Origin of the sequence: Kribbella sp. (genome assembly GCF_035655035.1) — a bacterium.
Taxonomy (GTDB): domain Bacteria; phylum Actinomycetota; class Actinomycetes; order Propionibacteriales; family Kribbellaceae; genus Kribbella.
In genome coordinates, this window is record NZ_DASRVN010000518.1 from 1 (window position 1) to 15,139 (window position 15,139).

The 15,139-nt window shown below is 68.9% G+C and carries 18 protein-coding genes and 1 pseudogene; 14 read left to right on the forward strand and 5 right to left on the reverse strand.

Going from position 1 to position 15,139, the window contains the following annotated elements; genetic code table 11:
• On the forward strand, positions 1–705 hold a 705-nt coding region (locus tag VFF46_RS28230), incomplete at its 5' end, for a hypothetical protein (protein WP_325040257.1).
• Here VFF46_RS28230 and VFF46_RS28235 read toward each other — a convergent pair.
• The 4 genes from VFF46_RS28235 to VFF46_RS28250 are packed head-to-tail and all read right to left on the reverse strand — an operon-like array spanning position 671 to position 4,673.
• Complete coding sequence (locus VFF46_RS28235) at positions 671–1,498, reverse strand: carbohydrate ABC transporter permease (RefSeq protein ID WP_325040258.1); 828 nt, start codon at positions 1,496–1,498, stop codon at positions 671–673. The genes VFF46_RS28230 and VFF46_RS28235 overlap by 35 nt on opposite strands.
• Positions 1,495–2,424, reverse strand: a complete 930-nt coding sequence (locus VFF46_RS28240) for a sugar ABC transporter permease (protein ID WP_325040259.1) — start codon at positions 2,422–2,424, stop codon at positions 1,495–1,497. Before VFF46_RS28240 ends, VFF46_RS28235 begins: the two co-directional genes overlap by 4 nt.
• The gene (locus VFF46_RS28245; RefSeq protein ID WP_325040260.1) at positions 2,421–3,722 is read right to left on the reverse strand and encodes an ABC transporter substrate-binding protein; all 1,302 of its coding nucleotides are present in this window, start codon (positions 3,720–3,722) and stop codon (positions 2,421–2,423) included. The genes VFF46_RS28240 and VFF46_RS28245 overlap by 4 nt, the downstream gene beginning before the upstream one ends.
• Before the next feature lie 3 nt (positions 3,723–3,725).
• A complete protein-coding gene (locus VFF46_RS28250; protein ID WP_325040261.1) occupies positions 3,726–4,673 on the reverse strand; it encodes a carbohydrate kinase family protein in 948 nt (315 codons plus the stop codon).
• Positions 4,674–4,799: 126 nt separating this feature from the next.
• Between VFF46_RS28250 and VFF46_RS28255 the strand changes: the two genes are divergently transcribed.
• The 13 genes from VFF46_RS28255 to VFF46_RS28315 all read left to right on the forward strand — a co-directional run bounded on the left by VFF46_RS28255 (position 4,800) and on the right by VFF46_RS28315 (position 14,896).
• The gene (locus VFF46_RS28255) at positions 4,800–5,552 is read left to right on the forward strand and encodes a DeoR/GlpR family DNA-binding transcription regulator (protein WP_325040262.1); all 753 of its coding nucleotides are present in this window, start codon (positions 4,800–4,802) and stop codon (positions 5,550–5,552) included.
• Positions 5,553–5,577: 25 nt separating this feature from the next.
• Entirely contained in the window at positions 5,578–6,921 is a 1,344-nt protein-coding gene (locus tag VFF46_RS28260; protein WP_325040263.1) for a 6-phospho-beta-glucosidase, read from the forward strand.
• 177 nt (positions 6,922–7,098) lie between these two features.
• Positions 7,099–7,593 carry a 30S ribosomal protein S16 gene (gene rpsP, locus VFF46_RS28265; protein ID WP_325040264.1) on the forward strand — a complete coding sequence of 165 codons (495 nt, stop codon included), beginning with the start codon at positions 7,099–7,101 and terminating at the stop codon, positions 7,591–7,593.
• A gap of 5 nt (positions 7,594–7,598) precedes the next feature.
• Entirely contained in the window at positions 7,599–7,850 is a 252-nt protein-coding gene (locus VFF46_RS28270; RefSeq protein WP_131292053.1) for an RNA-binding protein, read from the forward strand.
• A gap of 74 nt (positions 7,851–7,924) precedes the next feature.
• Positions 7,925–8,467, forward strand: coding sequence for a ribosome maturation factor RimM (gene rimM / locus VFF46_RS28275; RefSeq protein WP_325040265.1), 543 nt, complete (start codon positions 7,925–7,927; stop codon positions 8,465–8,467).
• A complete protein-coding gene (gene trmD / locus VFF46_RS28280; protein WP_325040266.1) occupies positions 8,457–9,653 on the forward strand; it encodes a tRNA (guanosine(37)-N1)-methyltransferase TrmD in 1,197 nt (398 codons plus the stop codon). Before rimM ends, trmD begins: the two co-directional genes overlap by 11 nt.
• Positions 9,654–9,822: 169 nt before the next feature.
• On the forward strand, positions 9,823–10,182 hold the full coding sequence (gene rplS, locus VFF46_RS28285; RefSeq protein ID WP_130387668.1) for a 50S ribosomal protein L19: 360 nt from the start codon (positions 9,823–9,825) through the stop codon (positions 10,180–10,182).
• Positions 10,183–10,327: 145 nt separating this feature from the next.
• Positions 10,328–10,957, forward strand: coding sequence for a signal peptidase I (gene lepB, locus VFF46_RS28290; RefSeq protein WP_325040267.1), 630 nt, complete (start codon positions 10,328–10,330; stop codon positions 10,955–10,957).
• Positions 10,954–11,727, forward strand: a complete 774-nt coding sequence (gene lepB / locus VFF46_RS28295) for a signal peptidase I (protein ID WP_325040268.1) — start codon at positions 10,954–10,956, stop codon at positions 11,725–11,727. The genes lepB (VFF46_RS28290) and lepB (VFF46_RS28295) overlap by 4 nt, the downstream gene beginning before the upstream one ends.
• Positions 11,728–11,778: 51 nt before the next feature.
• Positions 11,779–12,561: a ribonuclease HII gene (locus tag VFF46_RS28300; protein WP_325040269.1), complete on the forward strand. Its 783-nt coding sequence runs from the start codon at positions 11,779–11,781 to the stop codon at positions 12,559–12,561.
• Positions 12,558–12,881 carry a DUF2469 domain-containing protein gene (locus VFF46_RS28305; protein ID WP_012922325.1) on the forward strand — a complete coding sequence of 108 codons (324 nt, stop codon included), beginning with the start codon at positions 12,558–12,560 and terminating at the stop codon, positions 12,879–12,881. The genes VFF46_RS28300 and VFF46_RS28305 overlap by 4 nt, the downstream gene beginning before the upstream one ends.
• Positions 12,882–12,962: 81 nt before the next feature.
• Positions 12,963–13,319: a YraN family protein gene (locus VFF46_RS28310; RefSeq protein ID WP_325040270.1), complete on the forward strand. Its 357-nt coding sequence runs from the start codon at positions 12,963–12,965 to the stop codon at positions 13,317–13,319.
• Positions 13,319–14,896 carry a YifB family Mg chelatase-like AAA ATPase gene (locus VFF46_RS28315; RefSeq protein ID WP_325040271.1) on the forward strand — a complete coding sequence of 526 codons (1,578 nt, stop codon included), beginning with the start codon at positions 13,319–13,321 and terminating at the stop codon, positions 14,894–14,896. Before VFF46_RS28310 ends, VFF46_RS28315 begins: the two co-directional genes overlap by 1 nt.
• A gap of 30 nt (positions 14,897–14,926) precedes the next feature.
• Here VFF46_RS28315 and VFF46_RS40660 read toward each other — a convergent pair.
• Positions 14,927–15,136: pseudogene (locus VFF46_RS40660) on the reverse strand (pentapeptide repeat-containing protein); the annotation flags it as partial.
• Positions 15,137–15,139: the final 3 nt, after the last annotated feature.

Below are 15,139 nucleotides of genomic sequence, written 5' to 3' on the forward strand. Positions count from 1 at the left end.
GTCGGAGCCGTCCTTCTGGTCCTGGTGAACTGGCCGGGTACCGCGGACTCCCGGAAGCTCTGGTACGACCCGGACCCGACCGGCTGGTACCTCTACCGGACCTGGAGCGACCCGGCGCTGCTCGCCTCGGTAGGCGCTCTCGCGGCTTCGTTGGCGGCGCGGTGGGCGGGCGCGGTCGCACTGGGGGTCGTCGCCGGCTGTGTGGTCTCCCTGCTCGAGGACGGGATCGTCGTCCTCGGCGGTGGGATCAGCGCGGACGAGACCACCGCGTGGGCCGTCACGACCGGGATCTGCCTACTGATGGTCTTCGCACTCATGACTGCAGCCAGGCGTCAGACCTGGCCGCTGTACCCGGTGCCGCCCGCCCCGGCTGCGCTTGTTGGTACAGGCGGCGTCTTGCTGGTCGTGGGGCTGTCCATCACGGACTCCAGCGGGTACTCGCTGCTGACAGTCACGCCTCTGTTCCTGCTGAAGGCACTGGTCGCGGTTGCGCTGGCCTGGTCCGCACTGGCGGCAGTGGAGGCCAGAATGCGTTCCTGGCTCACCACTGCCGCTGTGACGCTCGCAGTACTCGGCACGATCGGCGCCGTACCCACGTGGACCCGGGGCCACTCGGTGCCGGTCTTCGTGTTCTACCTGGCGGGTGCCGTGCTGCTGGTGGTCGGCGTACTCATCCCCGGACCGCGCCTTCGGTCGCGCCCTTGACGAACTGGCGGGCGAAGATCGCGAAGACGATCACCAGCGGGATCATCGCGAGCAGGGCTCCGGTCATCACCATGCTGTAGTCGACGCCGTGCGCGCGGTTCAGCGTGGACAGCGCGACCTGCAGTGTCAGGTGGTCCGGGTTGGTGAGCACGATCAGCGGCCACATGTAGTCGTTCCAGGATCCGACGAACGTGAAGATGCCGAGGAACGCCAGCGCCGGTCGCGCCGACGGCAGCGCCACGTGCCAGTACGTACCGAAGAATCCGCAGCCGTCCAGTGTCGCCGCCTCGACCAGCTCGTTGTGGATCGAGTTCTGGAAGTACTGCCGCATCCAGAAGATCCCGAACGCGTTCGCGGCGCCGGGAATGATCAGCGCCTTCAGCGAACCGACCCAGCCGAGGATCGCCATCGTCTGGAACTGCGGTACGGCGGCCAGCTGCGCCGGCAGCAGCATCGTCGCGAGCAGGATCACGAACAACGCGTTCCGCCCCGGGAACCGGAACTTCGCGAACGTGAACGCGGCCAGCGAGGCGAAGAACAGCACCAGCGCCGTCGTCGACACCGCCACGATCGCGGTGTTCGCCATCGACTGGAAGAACGCGACGTTGGCCAGCACATGATGGACGTTCTCGCCGAAGTGCCCGCCGAACGTGAACTTCGGCGGGAACCGGTAGATGTCGGCCGTGGTGTTCGACGCCATGATGATCGTCCACACGAACGGGAACATGAACACCAGCAGCGCCAGTACCAGCACGGCATGCAGCGCGACCCCGCGCAGCCGGCTCCGGATCATCGGTCCTCACCCCGTCCGCGGAAGATCCGCCAGTTGATTGCCGTGAACAACAACACCAGTACGAAGATGCTCAGCGCGATCGCGGCGGCGTACCCGTAGTCGTTGTCGAGGAACGCGGCCCGGTAGAAGAACAGCACGACGGTCATCCCGCTCTGTCCGGTGCCGCCGCTGTTGCCGACCATCACCTGCGGCTCGGTGAACGTCTGCAGGCCGCCGATCGTCGACATGATGACCGTGAACAGTACGACGGGACGCAGCTGCGGCAGCGTGATCGAGAAGAACGTCCGGACCACGCCGGCGCCGTCCACCTTGGCGGCCTCGTACTGCTCCTTCGGGATCGCCTGCAGACCGGCCAGGTAGATCAGGGTGTTGTACCCGACCCACTGCCAGACGATCATCGTGGAGATCGCGATCTTGATCCCCCACGGCTGCCCGAGCCAGTCCTGCTGCGGGATGCCGAGCGAGCGCAGCGCGGCGTTCACCAGGCCGAAGTTCGTGCTGAAGATCGAGCTGAAGAAGATCGCCATCGCGACCAGCGAGGTGACGTTCGGGACGAAGTACGCGATCCGGTAGACGTTCGTGAACCGGACCGCGGACTGCAGCATCACCGCGAGCAGCAGGGCCAGCACCAGCGTCGGCACCGTCGACATCAGGAACAGTACGACGGTGTTCTCGAGCGCCTGCCAGTACGTCGGGTCCTGCACCAGGAACGCGAAGTTGCCGAGGCCGGTGAACTTGCGGGCGCTCATCCCGTCCCAGCGCTGGAAGGCCAGCACGATGGTGGACAGCATCGGGTACAGCCCGAACACCGCGAACAGGATGTAGAACGGCGACAGCGCCAAGTAGAACCGCCAGTACGACCAGATCCGCTTGCGGGGAGCCGCGGCCGTCGCGGTACGGCTGGGCACTGTCGCCGTAGCGGTCACTGCACCCCCTGCCGCTTGGCGATCGCCTTGGCCTTCGACACTGCCGAGGACCAGGCCGCGTCCGACGTCTTGGCGCCGGACTGCACGGTCTTCAGCTCGTCGTGGAACGGCGCCGCGACCGAGTCGTCGAACGGGCTCTGGTACGCGACCGGGATCCCCTTCGCCGCCGGGCCGAAGACGTCGATCGGCACCTGCCCGCCGAAGAACGGGTCCTTGGCCTTGAGTTCCGGCTTGTCGTACGCCGCCGGCGTGGACGGGAAGATCTGCGCGTCGGTGAACGCCTTCGCCTCGTTGTCCGGGCTGAGCATGTACTTGATCACGTCGAACGCCTTCTGCGGATCGGCGGCGTTCTTGGTGATCGCCAGGAACGAGCCGCCGAAGTTCGCCGGGCCGCCCGGCGTCGGCGCCAGCCGCCACTTGCCGGCCGTCTTCTTCACCGCGGACTTGATGTCCAGCGCCACCCACGCGGCACCGATGTGCGCCGGGACCGTGCCCTGGTCGAGGCCGGCGTTCCAGTCCGGCATGCCGCTCGGCGTCTTGCCGTCGATCTTCAGCGTCATCGCCTTCACCGAGGTGTCCCACGCCTTGCGGATGTGGTCCTGGTCGCCGATGAACTTGTTGTCCTTGGAGATGTACCGCTGGGTGCCCTGCCCGACGACCATGTCGTACAGGTCGGTGGCGTCCCAGACCATCGGTGCCTTCGGGTTCTTCGCCTTCAGCTGGACACCGGCGTTGAAGAAGTCGTCCCAGGTCTTCAGCTGCTCGGCGACCTTGGCCGGGTCGCTCGGCAGACCGGCCGCCGCGAAGATGTCCTCGCGGTAGAACAGCGCGGTCGGGCCGACGTCGATCGGCAGCCCGATCACCTTGCCGTCCAGGGTGGTGGCCTGCTTGACCTTCCAGTCCAGGTAGTCGCCGAGCACCGAGTCCGCGCCGACGGTCTTCAGGTCCACGAACCGCTCCGCCTGCGGCAGCAGCGAGGCGATGTCCTCGCCCTTGAGCCCGGTGATGTCCGGGATCGACGTACCGCCGTTGAACGTGGTGGTGAGCTTCTGCTTGAAGTCGCCGCCGATCTCGGAGTACTTGATCTTCGGGTCCGGGAAGTGCGCGATCGCGCCGTCGAGTACGGACTTGCCGAGGCCGCCGGGCCAGCACCAGAAGGTCAGCTCGGTGGCGGTGTTCTTCTTGGCCGGCGCGCCGGCGTTGTTCATCCCGGACGAGCAGCCGACGAGCGTGCTTCCGGCCACCCCGCTCGCAACGGCCGCGAAGCCCCCGAGCAGCGTCCGACGTGAGAGCTCCATGGTTTACCTTCCTGAGTGGGCGCTGATCAGCGCTTCCAGTTGGTGGTCATCGGGGTTCGCGTCCTGCCAGGCCGCGAGGTCGGCCCAGCGCGGCGCGGCGTCCGCGCCGCCGAGCCGGGTGACCGAGATCGCCGCGGTGAGCGCGGCGAACCGGACCCGCTGCTCCAGCGGCAGGTCCCAGAGCGTGCCGGCGATGAAGCCGGCGGCGAACACGTCACCCGCCCCGGTGGTGTCCGCCGCCGGGACCGGATAGGCCGGTACGTCGACGTACTGCCCGCTGGCCGCGTCGAGCGCCATGGCACCGGCGGCGCCGTTCGACACGACCACCAGCGGCACCTTGGTCGCCAGGGCTTCCAGTGCCGCGGCCGGGGACGCCGTACGGGTGTAGGCCATCGCCTCGTCGGCGTTGGGCAGGAACACGTCGCAGTGCTCGAGTTGGTCGAGTACGGCGGGATCCCATTGCTCGCTCGGGTCCCAGCCGACGTCCGCGAAGACCGTGCTGCCGGCCGCCTTCGCCTTGGTCAGCCACTCGTTAGGCCATGGCCCGATGTGGGCGGCGACCGCGCGGGCGGGCGGCGCGGAGGTGATCAGGTCGTCGGCGGACAGCGGGGGAGTGGTGCCGCGGGTGACCAAGGCCCGGTCGTTGTCATAGGCAAGGGCCACGGTGAGCGGCGTCTCCCAGCCGGGCAGCTTGCGGGACAGCCCGAGGTCGATGCCCTCGGCGCTCAGGCCTGCCCAGACCCGGTCGCCGAGGTCGTCCGCCCCGAACGCGGCGGCCATCCCGGTCCGCAGCCCGAGCCGGGCGAGCGCGACCGCGAAGTTCGCGATCCCGCCGGGGCTTTCGTGCGACTCGGTCGCCCATACCTCGGTCCCCGGCCGCGGCGCCGTCGGCAGCCCGAGCACCAGGTCCTGGAAGACCAGCCCGGACACCACCACGTCCATTTCCCGCATCCGCAGCCACACTCCTGCATGGTCGATCAAACTCGTGCATGAATCTTGGAACTTGTGCGCATAATCCGCAATACCTGCTCACAAGTTTGACTGAAAATGACGGAGTTTGCGTGATACGGTCTGGGTGTGTTGCCGAAGCAGCGACAGGATCAGATCGTCCGCGCCCTCCGGGCCGACGGCGCCGGAGGCGTGAAGGTGCTCGCCGAGAAGCTCGGGGTCAGTGAGGCGACGATTCGCCGCGACCTCGAGCAGCTGCACGCCGAGGGCCGGTTGACCCGGGTGTACGGCGGCGCGCTCGCGGTCGACGGCGGCGACGAGCCGTTCGCGGACGTGAACGCGGTCCACGCCGAGGAGAAGGACCGGATCGCCCGCCGGGCCGCCGAGCTGGTGACCGACGGCGAGTCGGTGCTGCTCGACATCGGTACGACGGCGCTCCGGATGGCGCAACACCTGCACGGGCGCTCGTTGACGGTCGTCACCAGCAACCTCGCCGTACTGGACGAGCTGGAGAACGACGAGCAGATCGAGCTGATCGTGCTGGGCGGGTTCGTACGTCGCAGCTACCGGTCGCTGGTCGGGTACCTGACCGAGGAGAGCCTGCGGCAGTTGCACGTCGACTGGCTCTTCCTGGGTACCAGCGGGGTCCGCCCCGACGGCCGGGTGATGGACAGCACGATGATCGAGGTGCCGGTGAAGCGGGCGATGATCAACGCGGCGGACCGGGTCGTGCTGCTCGCGGACCGGACCAAGTTCCCCGGCCACGGGGTTGCCCGGGTGTGCGAGCCGGGGGAACTCTCGATGGTGGTGACCGAGCCCGACGCCGACGCGGCGACCCGGGCCCAACTGACGGAGGCAGGAGTCCAGGTGGTGTTGGCGTGAGCAGGCGGATCCAGGGGGTGTCGCTGTGCGACTGACGATTCTCGGCGGGGGCGGGTTCCGGGTTCCGCTCGTGTACCACGCTTTGCTCGGCGACCGCGGCCCGGGCCGGATCACCGACGTGATGCTGTACGACACCGACCGGACCCGCCTGGCGGCGATCGGCGCCGTACTGCGCCAACAGGCGGCAACAGCGTCCGAGCCTCCGAAGGTGACGGAGACGACCGATCTGGACGAGGCGCTCCGCGGTGCCGACTTCATCTTCTCGGCCATCCGGGTAGGCGGCCTCGCCGGCCGCACCATCGACGAGCGCGTAGCCCTCGGCCTCGGTGTCCTCGGCCAGGAAACCGTCGGCGCCGGCGGCATCGCCTATGCGCTGCGCACGATCCCGGTCGCTACGCAGATCGCCCAACGCATCGCGGCGGTCGCGCCGGACGCCTGGACCATCAACTTCACCAACCCCGCGGGCATGGTGACCGAAGCGATGACCCCGTTCCTGGGCGATCGGGTGATCGGGATCTGCGACTCACCGTCGGGGCTGGGACGGCGTGCGGCGCTGGCACTGGGCGTCGACCCGGCAACGGCCTTCTACGACTACGCCGGTCTCAACCACCTGGGGTGGCTGCGCAGCCTGAAGTCCGACGGCGTCGACCGGCTGCCCGACCTGCTGCGGTCGTCCGATGCGCTGAGTTCTTTCGAGGAGGGCCGCCTGTTCGGCGCGGACTGGCTGCGCTCGATCGGCTCGATCCCGAACGAGTACCTGCACTACTACTACTTCGCGCGCGAGACGCTGGCCGCCGTACAGGCCGTCCGGCAGACGCGTGGGGCGTTCCTGCTGGACCAGCAGTCGGCGTTCTACGCCGAGACCGGGCAGCACCCGGAGCAGGCGTTCGAGCTCTGGCAGAAGACCCGGGCCGAGCGCGAGTCGACGTACATGGTGGAGAGCCGTGAGGTCGCGGACGCGGGGGAGCGGGACGAACGCGACATGGCGGCGGGCGGCTACGAGCAGGTCGCGCTGTCGCTGATGCGGGCGATCGGGCACAACGAGCGGGCGTCGCTGATCCTCAACGTCCGCAACCGGGGCGTCCTGCACCACCTGGACGACGACGCGGTCGTGGAGATCCCGTGCACGGTCGACGCCAACGGTGCGCTGCCTGTGACGGTCTCACAGCTCACCGACCACCAGGCCGGCCTCGTTTGTTCGGTCAAGGCTGTAGAGCGGTCCACCATTGAGGCTGCCACCTCGGGCTCGCGGGACGCCGCCGTACGGGCGCTCGCCTGGCACCCGTTGGTGGACTCCGTGACGATCGCGCGCCGGCTGCTGGACGCGTACGTCGAGAGCCTGCCGGACCTCGGGTACCTCCGCGCCTGAGTCCGATTGGTATCCGGGGTGCGGGATCTGGCACAATGTCAGGCTGAGTCCGTCCTGGTTTCGTGCAGCCCTCTAACTCCACTGCCCGGCCGGCCCATCGAGTGTCGCTGCGTTGTCCCCACGACGCGGACGTGCTGCTCACCCAGAAATGTAATTTCCAAGGGAGACCACCCGAAAGTGGCAGTCAAGATCCGTTTGAAGCGCATCGGCAAGAAGCGCACCCCGCACTACCGCATCGTCGTGATGGACGCCCGCACCAAGCGGGACGGCCGGGCGATCGAGGAGATCGGGATCTACAACCCGAAGACCGAGCCGTCGTTCATCCGCGTCGAGTCGGAGCGGGCGCAGTACTGGCTGGGCGTCGGCGCGCAGCCGAGCGAGGCCGTCGAGGCGATCTTCAAGGCCTCCGGCGACTGGCAGAAGTTCAAGGGCCTGGAGGCCCCGGCGCCGCTGCGTGTCGCCGAGCCGAAGCGGGACAAGCAGGAGATCTTCAACGAGGCGCTGGCCGAGGCCCACGGCTCGCTGAAGACCGAGGCCGTCACCGCCAAGAAGACGGCGAAGAAGGCTGAGAAGAAGGACGACGCCGCCGAGGCCCCGAAGGCCGAGGAGACGCCGAAGGCGGACGAGGCGCCGAAGGCCGACGAGGCTGCGGCCGAGACCACCGAGGCCTGACGATGATGGAGACCGAGGCGCTCGAGCACCTGGTCCGAGGCATCGTGGACAACCCCGACGACGTCAGCGTCCGGGCCCGGAACCTGCGGCGCGGACGCACCCTCGAGGTGCACGTCCACCCCGACGACATCGGCAAGGTGATCGGCCGCAACGGCCGGACCGCCACCGCGATCCGCACCGTCGTCGGCGCCCTCAGCTCCGAGTCCTCGCTGCGCATCGACTTCGTCGACGAGTTCAACCGGCGCCCGCGCCGCTGACCTCAGCAGTCCATCCGAAGGGCCGCCCCGAACCACGGGTGCGGCCCTTCGTCTCGTACAAAGGAGTTGTGCAGGTGCTGGTGACAGTCGGGCGGATCGGCCGGGCGCACGGGATCAAGGGCGAGGTCGGGATCGACGTACGGACCGACGAGCCGGACCGGCGGTTCGCCGACGGTGCGGTGGTCGTGACGGACGCCAAGGTGTCCCGGACCCTGACCGTGGCCGCGAGCCGCTGGCACAGCGGGCGGCTGCTGGTGAAGTTCGCCGAGGTGCCGGACCGGACCGCCGCGGAGCAGCTGCGGAACCTGTTCGTCCAGGCGGAGATCGACGAGGACGAGCGCCCGGAGGACCCCGAGGAGTACTACGACCGCGAGCTGGTCGGCCTCACGGTGCGGACCACCGACGGCGCCGAGGTCGGCGAGGTCAACGACATCGTCCACCTGCCGTCGCAGGACCTCCTGGAGATCCGCCGTACCGCGGGAAACCTGGTGCTGGTCCCGCTCGTCGAGGAGCTGGTCCCGGAGATCAACGTCGACAAGCGGTACGTCGTCGTGGCCGACCGCCCCGGCCTGCTGGACCCGGACGGCGCCGAGGTGGTCCCGACCGATGAGGCTTGACGTCGTCACGATCTTCCCGGAGTACCTGGCGGCCCTGGACGTCTCCCTGGTCGGCAAGGCGGCCAAGAGCGGCCTGCTGGACGTCCACCTGCACGACCTGCGCGACTGGACCCACGACCGGCACCGCACCGTCGACGACACCCCGTACGGCGGGGGAGCCGGCATGGTGATGAAGCCCGAGCCGTGGGGCCAGGCCCTGGACGCCCTGGCGCCTGTGGACGGCCCCACGCAGCCCAGGCTGATCATCCCAACGCCGGCTGGGCGTCCGTTCACCCAAGAACTCGCCTACGAGCTCGCTGCCGAGCCCTGGCTCGCGTTCGCCTGCGGGCGGTACGAGGGCATCGACGCGCGCGTGGCGTCGTACGCGGCCGAACGGATGCGCGTCGACGAGGTGTCCATCGGCGACTACGTGTTGAACGGCGGTGAGGTCGCCGTACTCGTGATGGTCGAGGCCGTGGCCCGCCTGCTGCCCGGCGTGATCGGCAACCCGGAGTCCCTGGCGGAGGAGTCGCACTCGGGCGACGGCCTGCTCGAGTACCCCGTCTACACGAAGCCACCGGCGTGGCGCGGGCACGACGTACCGGAGGTCCTGCTGTCCGGGAACCACGGCCTGATCGCGGACTGGCGCCACGAGGAGTCGGTACGCCGTACCGCGGAGCGCCGGCCGGACCTCCTGGCGGCGTGGGGCGACGTACTGGCGGACAAGGACGACACAGCCTCCGTCCGCGTGCTCCCCGCGACCGCCGCCGATGTCGGCGAGCTCCACGTGCTTCAGTTGGCCGGTTTCCTGTCCGAGGCCCGCCTGTACGACGACTACACCATCCCGCCCCTCACCGCAGACGTCGCGGACACGGCGGCCCGCCTGGAGCGCTCCACCGTCCTGAAGGCAGTCGCCGGCGCCCGGATCGTCGGCTCCGTCCAGCTGACCGTCGACGGCACGGTCGGCCGGATCGAGCGCCTCGTCGTCGCTCCGGACTGGCAAGGCCGTGGACTCGGCGCCCGCCTGCTCCGCGCCGCCGAACAGCTCGCGCCGGCCGAGGTCACGTCGTACGCGCTGAACACCGGTGCGCAGAGTGACCGCAACCTCACCCTCTACCGGAAGGCGGGGTACCGGGAGACCGCCCGGGAGGCGCAGACGCCGAAGGTCGACCTGGTCCACCTCGCGAAGCGCCGTCGCCGTAAGTAGCGCATCCCGGCTGATTTCGTCACGGTGTGGGGCGTGTGGCAAGATTGTCTGCTGCTGCCCTTCGGTGCTCCTGCCACAGGGGGTGACCACCGACCGGCAGCCTTCTGATGACTTCATCACCACCGAGATTCGTGGGTGACCTGTGGCACGCGCGAGGAAGAGACACCTGATGAGCAACATCCTGAACGAGCTCGACAATGCGAGCAAGCGCGACGACATCCCGGCCTTCCGCGCCGGTGACACCGTGAACGTGCACGTGAAGGTCGTCGAAGGTAACCGGTCCCGCGTCCAGGTGTTCAAGGGTGTCGTGATCCGCCGCCAGGGTGGTGGCCTGCAGGAGACCTTCACGGTCCGCAAGGTCAGCTTCGGCGTCGGCGTCGAGCGGACCTTCCCGCTGCACACCCCGATCGTCGACAAGATCGAGGTCGTCACCCGCGGCGACGTCCGCCGCGCCAAGCTGTACTACCTGCGCGAGCTGCGCGGTAAGGCGGCGAAGATCAAGGAGAAGCGCGAAGTACCGGCCTCCTGACGCCGCGTAACGACGACGGTCACCGATGGCGCCGAGCACTGCGACTCGCGCTCGCACTCGCCCGGTATCCAAGAGGGCACGTCGCAGCAAAGGACGGCATCGCAGGCTGAAGCAGCGCAACCCGCTGCTCAGCCTGCTCGTCGAGATGAGCACCGTCACGGTGCTCGCGCTCGTCATCACGGTGATCCTCCGGCTGTTCGTCGCCGAGGCGTTCTACGTCCCGTCGGAGTCGATGTACGACACACTGACCAAGGACGACCGGATCCTCGCCGAGAAGATCAGCTACATGCACCGCGACGTCCAGCGCGGTGACATCATCGTCTTCAAGGACCCCGCCAACTGGCTGAACGAGGCGCCGACCCAGCCGGGCACCCTGCGCCGGATCGGCGAGTTCGTCGGCATCCTGCCGCGCAGTGGCGAAGGTCACCTGGTGAAGCGGGTGATCGGCATCGGCGGCGACCGGGTGGTCTGCTGCAACAAGCAGGGCCAGATCACCGTCAACGGCATCGCGCTCGACGAGCGGGAGTACCTGCTGAAGGACGCCAAGCCCTCGGAGATACCGTTCAGTGTGCTGGTCCCAGCCGGGCATCTGTGGGTGATGGGGGACAACCGGGCCCAATCGGCCGACTCCCGCGCGCACATGGGCGGGCCTGGCGGCGGATTCGTACCGGTCGAAAACGTGGTTGGCCGGGCCTGTTGCGTAATCTGGCCGTCTGACCGGATGACGATGCTGCGTCCTCCGGATACCTTCAAGAAGCCGGGGCTGAAGAAGTGACCGATACACCGACCAAGACGGACGCCAAGGACACCAAACCCCCCCATCGTTCGGGGTTCGCGGCCGCCACTCGCGAGTTCGTGCTGATCGTGGTCGGCGCGCTGATCGTCTCCTCGATCCTGCGTGCGTTCGTCGGGCAGATGTTCATCATCCCCAGCGAGTCGATGCAGAACACCCTGCTGGTCGGTGACCGGGTCGTGGTCGAGAAGCTCACCGACGTCAAGCGCGGTGACGTGATCGTCTTCGAGGATCCGGGCGGCTGGCTGGGCCAGGAGGAGAGCGGACAGAAGCGCGGCACGATCGGCCGGTTCTTCGAGCTCGTCGGCCTGCTGCCGGACTCCAGCCACGGTCACCTGATCAAGCGCCTGATCGGCATGCCGGGCGACAAGGTCGCCTGCTGCGACGCCAAGGGCCGGATCCTGGTGAACGGCCAGCCACTGGACGAGACCAGTTACCTGTATCCCGGAGATGCCCCGTCCCAGATGGATTTCCAGGTCACGGTCCCGGCCGGCCGGATCTTCGTGATGGGTGACCACCGGTCCGCCTCCGGCGACTCCCGCGTGCACCTGCAGGACCTGGACGCGAACGGCGGCAACCAGGGCGACGCGGCCTTCGTACCGCTCGACAAGGTCACCGGACGGGCGATCGCGATCGTCTGGCCGGCCAACCGCTGGGCCAAACTCGGCGTCCCCGACACGTTCAAGTCGGTGCCGGCTCCCGGCCCCGCGCCGGACAAACCCTCGATCTCGCTGACGCCACCGCCCAAGTGACGTTCTGTCCCCCTTGGCGCCTAGGGTAAGTCGTGTGATGCGGAGGGTTGGATGAGCGCGCTGCCGCGCGGAAGCACGGTACGACGGGACGCCGGGCTGTACGGGTACGAGCGGGCGCTACGCCGCGTCGGCCTGGACCCGATCGCCGGAGTCGACGAAGCCGGTCGCGGACCGTGCGCGGGCCCGCTGGTGGCGGCCGCCGTGATCCTGCCGGACGGCAAACGCGGCCAGGTCCCGGGCCTGGCGGACTCGAAGCTACTCACCGCGAAGGCCCGCGAGCGCTGCTACGACGAGGTCCGCGACCGCGCTCTCGCCTGGTCGGTGGTGTCGATCGAGGCGGCCGAGTGCGACCGGCTCGGCATGCACGTGGCGAACGTGGAGGCCCTCCGCCGGGCACTGTTCCGCCTGGACGTGCGCCCGTCGTACGTGCTCACCGACGGCTTCGGCGTCGACGGCCTCGGCGTACCCGGCCTGGCGATCTGGAAGGGCGACCGCGTGGCGGCTTGCATCGCAGCGGCGTCCGTGATCGCCAAGGTGACCCGCGACCGGGTGATGGAGCACTGGGACAAGGAGTACCCGCAGTACGGGTTCGGGATCCACAAGGGTTACTGCACCCCGGAACACCAGGCGGCACTGGACGAATACGGCCCGTGCCCAGAACATCGACGGCGGTTCGAGAATGTCCGCCGCAGTCTGCGGCCCGACATGGGACAGAATGTCACCAGTCCCACCGGAGTGGAGAGCCTGACCGTGAGCGAGCGTAGCGAGCGAACCATCAATGGAGCTGCCCCCAGCGCTCATGCCGGAACCGAGCGCAGCGAGGTGGAGGCATGAGTGCTGACGACCTTGAGAAGTATGAGACCGATATGGAGCTTCAGCTCTATCGGGAGTACAAGGACGTCGTCGGGATCTTCAAGTACGTCGTCGAGACCGAGCGGCGCTTCTATCTGTGCAACGCGGTCGACCTGAAGGTCCGCACCGAGGGCGGCGACGTGTACTTCGAGGTCACGATGGCCGACGCCTGGGTCTGGGACGTCTACCGCTCCGCCCGCTTCGTGAAGAACGCCAAGGTAGTGACCTTCCGCGACGTCAACATCGAAGAACTGGCCAAGTCCGACCTCGAGGTTCCGAAGGACTCCGACTTCGGCCGCTGAGCCCCTGGTTGTCCACAGGTTTGAAGTAGCCCCGTTTTCGAGGCCCGATCCCGGCATCTTCTCTGCCGGAGGTGGTCATCGATGCGGACCAAGAACACCGTCGGACGGTACGGCGAGGATCTCGCCGCGAGGTATCTGAGCGAAGCCGGTTTCGCCGTGCTCGAGCGCAACTGGCGCTGCGAGTTCGGCGAGATCGACATCGTGGCGCGCGAGGGCGGCACCCTCGTGGTCTGCGAGGTGAAGACCCGCCGCGGGCTGAACTACGGCAGTCCGGCGGAGTCGATCACCTACCGGAAGCTGGCGACGCTGCGCAGGCTGGCCGGCCGCTGGCTGCAGACGCATGAGCTCAGACCGGCGGAGATCCGGATCGACGTCATCTCGATCCTGTTCAACGACAGCACGCCGCCCCGGGTCGACCACCTGCGAGGTGCGGTCTGATGGCGCTCGCACAGACATGGTCGGTCGCGCTGGTCGGGCTGGAAGGTCACCTCGTCGAGGTCGAGACCGACATCGCCCAGGGCTTACCGAAGACGACGCTGATCGGCCTTCCGGACGCGTCGCTGTCCGAGGCTCGCGACCGCGTCCGCGCCGCGGTGGTGAACAGCGGCGAGCGGTTCCCCGACCGCAAGGTCACGATCGGCCTGTCACCGGCCACCCTGCCGAAGACGGGCTCGCACTACGACGTCGCGATCGCGCTGTCACTGCTCACTGCCGCCGGTGCGGTCGACCCGGACGTCCTCCGCCGGACGGCGATCATCGGCGAGCTCGGCCTCGACGGCCGGATCCGTGAGGTCCGCGGCGCGCTGGCGATGACTCTCGCGGCATCCCGCGCCGGCTTCGACCGCATCGTCGTCCCGGATCTGAACGTCGGCGAAGCCCGCCTCGTGCCCGGCATCCAGGTGTACGGCGCTCGCTCGCTCCGTCAGGTGCTGGCGCTGTTACGCGGGGTCGAGGTGCCGGAGGAGGCACCGCCACGCGCCGAGCCGCGCCTGGTGTCGGAGTCGCTGATCCGGGTCCCGGCGGTCGACCTCGAGGACATCATCGGGCAGCACGAGGGCCGCCGGGCGATCGAGGCCGCGGCGGCGGGCGGTCATCACCTGTTCCTGCACGGGCCGCCGGGCTCGGGCAAGACGATGCTCGCCGAGCGGCTCGCCGGCTTGATGCCCGAGCTCAGCACCGACGACTCGCTCGAAGTCTCCGCGGTGCACTCGCTTGCCGGGCTGCTCACCAACGACGCCGAGCTGGTGGTGCGGCCGCCGTTCATCGCGCCGCACCACACGGCCTCGCTGGCCAGCCTGGTCGGCGGCGGGTCAGGCGTCCCGCGCCCGGGCGCGATCAGCTGCGCGCACCGGGGCATCCTGTTCATCGACGAGGCACCGGAGATGCATCCGCTGACGCTCGACACGCTGCGACAACCACTCGAGTCCGGTTTCGTCGAGGTCCATCGGGCGGCGGCGGTCGCCAAGTTCCCGGCGCGCTTCATGCTGGTGCTGGCGGCGAATCCGTGCCCGTGCGGGCTCGCCGGCACCGAGCAGGGCGTCTGCAACTGCACTCCGCAGGTCCTCGCGCGCTATCGGCAGCGGATCAGCGGCCCGATCAAGGACCGCCTGGACATCCAGCGCCAGATCCTGCCCGCGGCGCGCACGACCGCCACCGGCGAGCGGGCCGAGTCGACCGCCGTGGTCGCGGCCCGTGTCCAAGCCGCCCGCGACCGGCAGACACATCGCTACCGCAGCACGGCCTGGACCTTGAACAGCGAGATCCCCGGCCCGGTCATGCGTCGTGAGTATCCCCTCGACGACGCCAGCCAGCGTCTCCTCGAATCGCACTACACGGCCGGGCGCCTGACCGCTCGCGGCTTCGACCGAGTGGTTCGCCTCGCCTGGACGCTCGCCGACCTGGCCGCCCGCGACACCCCGACGGTCGACCAGACCCACGAAGCCTTCCAACTCCGCTCCGGCCACACCCTGACACCCCTCGCGGACGTCCGCCCCCTCAAAGGACAAACCCCATGACCATGCTCTCGTCGATCGCGCCCAGCGCAACCGCGCCCAGCGCAACCGCGCCCGGCGCAACCGTCCCTGGCGCAACCGCGCCCGGCGCAACCGTCCCTGGCGCAACCGCGCCCGGCGCAACCGTCCCTGGCGCAACCGTCCGTGGCGCAACCGTCCGTGGCGCAACCGTGCCTGGCGCAACCGCGCCCAGCGCAACCGCGCCCAGCGCAACCGTCCCTGGCGCAACGGTGCCCGGCGCATCGG

Bases quoted from the DNA above. Each gene is read 5' to 3' on its own strand.
- VFF46_RS28300 (WP_325040269.1), top strand. From the start codon at position 11,779: ATGAGCGCGCTGCCGCGCGGAAGCACGGTACGACGGGACGCCGGGCTG.
- VFF46_RS28310 (WP_325040270.1), top strand. From the start codon at position 12,963: ATGCGGACCAAGAACACCGTCGGACGGTACGGCGAGGATCTCGCCGCG.
- VFF46_RS28315 (WP_325040271.1), top strand. From the start codon at position 13,319: ATGGCGCTCGCACAGACATGGTCGGTCGCGCTGGTCGGGCTGGAAGGT.
- VFF46_RS28245 (WP_325040260.1), bottom strand. From the start codon at position 3,722: ATGGAGCTCTCACGTCGGACGCTGCTCGGGGGCTTCGCGGCCGTTGCG.
- VFF46_RS28305 (WP_012922325.1), top strand. From the start codon at position 12,558: ATGAGTGCTGACGACCTTGAGAAGTATGAGACCGATATGGAGCTTCAG.
- VFF46_RS28235 (WP_325040258.1), bottom strand. From the start codon at position 1,498: ATGATCCGGAGCCGGCTGCGCGGGGTCGCGCTGCATGCCGTGCTGGTA.
- rplS (WP_130387668.1), top strand. From the start codon at position 9,823: ATGAGCAACATCCTGAACGAGCTCGACAATGCGAGCAAGCGCGACGAC.
- VFF46_RS28270 (WP_131292053.1), top strand. From the start codon at position 7,599: ATGGAGACCGAGGCGCTCGAGCACCTGGTCCGAGGCATCGTGGACAAC.
- trmD (WP_325040266.1), top strand. From the start codon at position 8,457: ATGAGGCTTGACGTCGTCACGATCTTCCCGGAGTACCTGGCGGCCCTG.
- lepB (WP_325040267.1), top strand. From the start codon at position 10,328: ATGAGCACCGTCACGGTGCTCGCGCTCGTCATCACGGTGATCCTCCGG.
- VFF46_RS28250 (WP_325040261.1), bottom strand. From the start codon at position 4,673: ATGCGGGAAATGGACGTGGTGGTGTCCGGGCTGGTCTTCCAGGACCTG.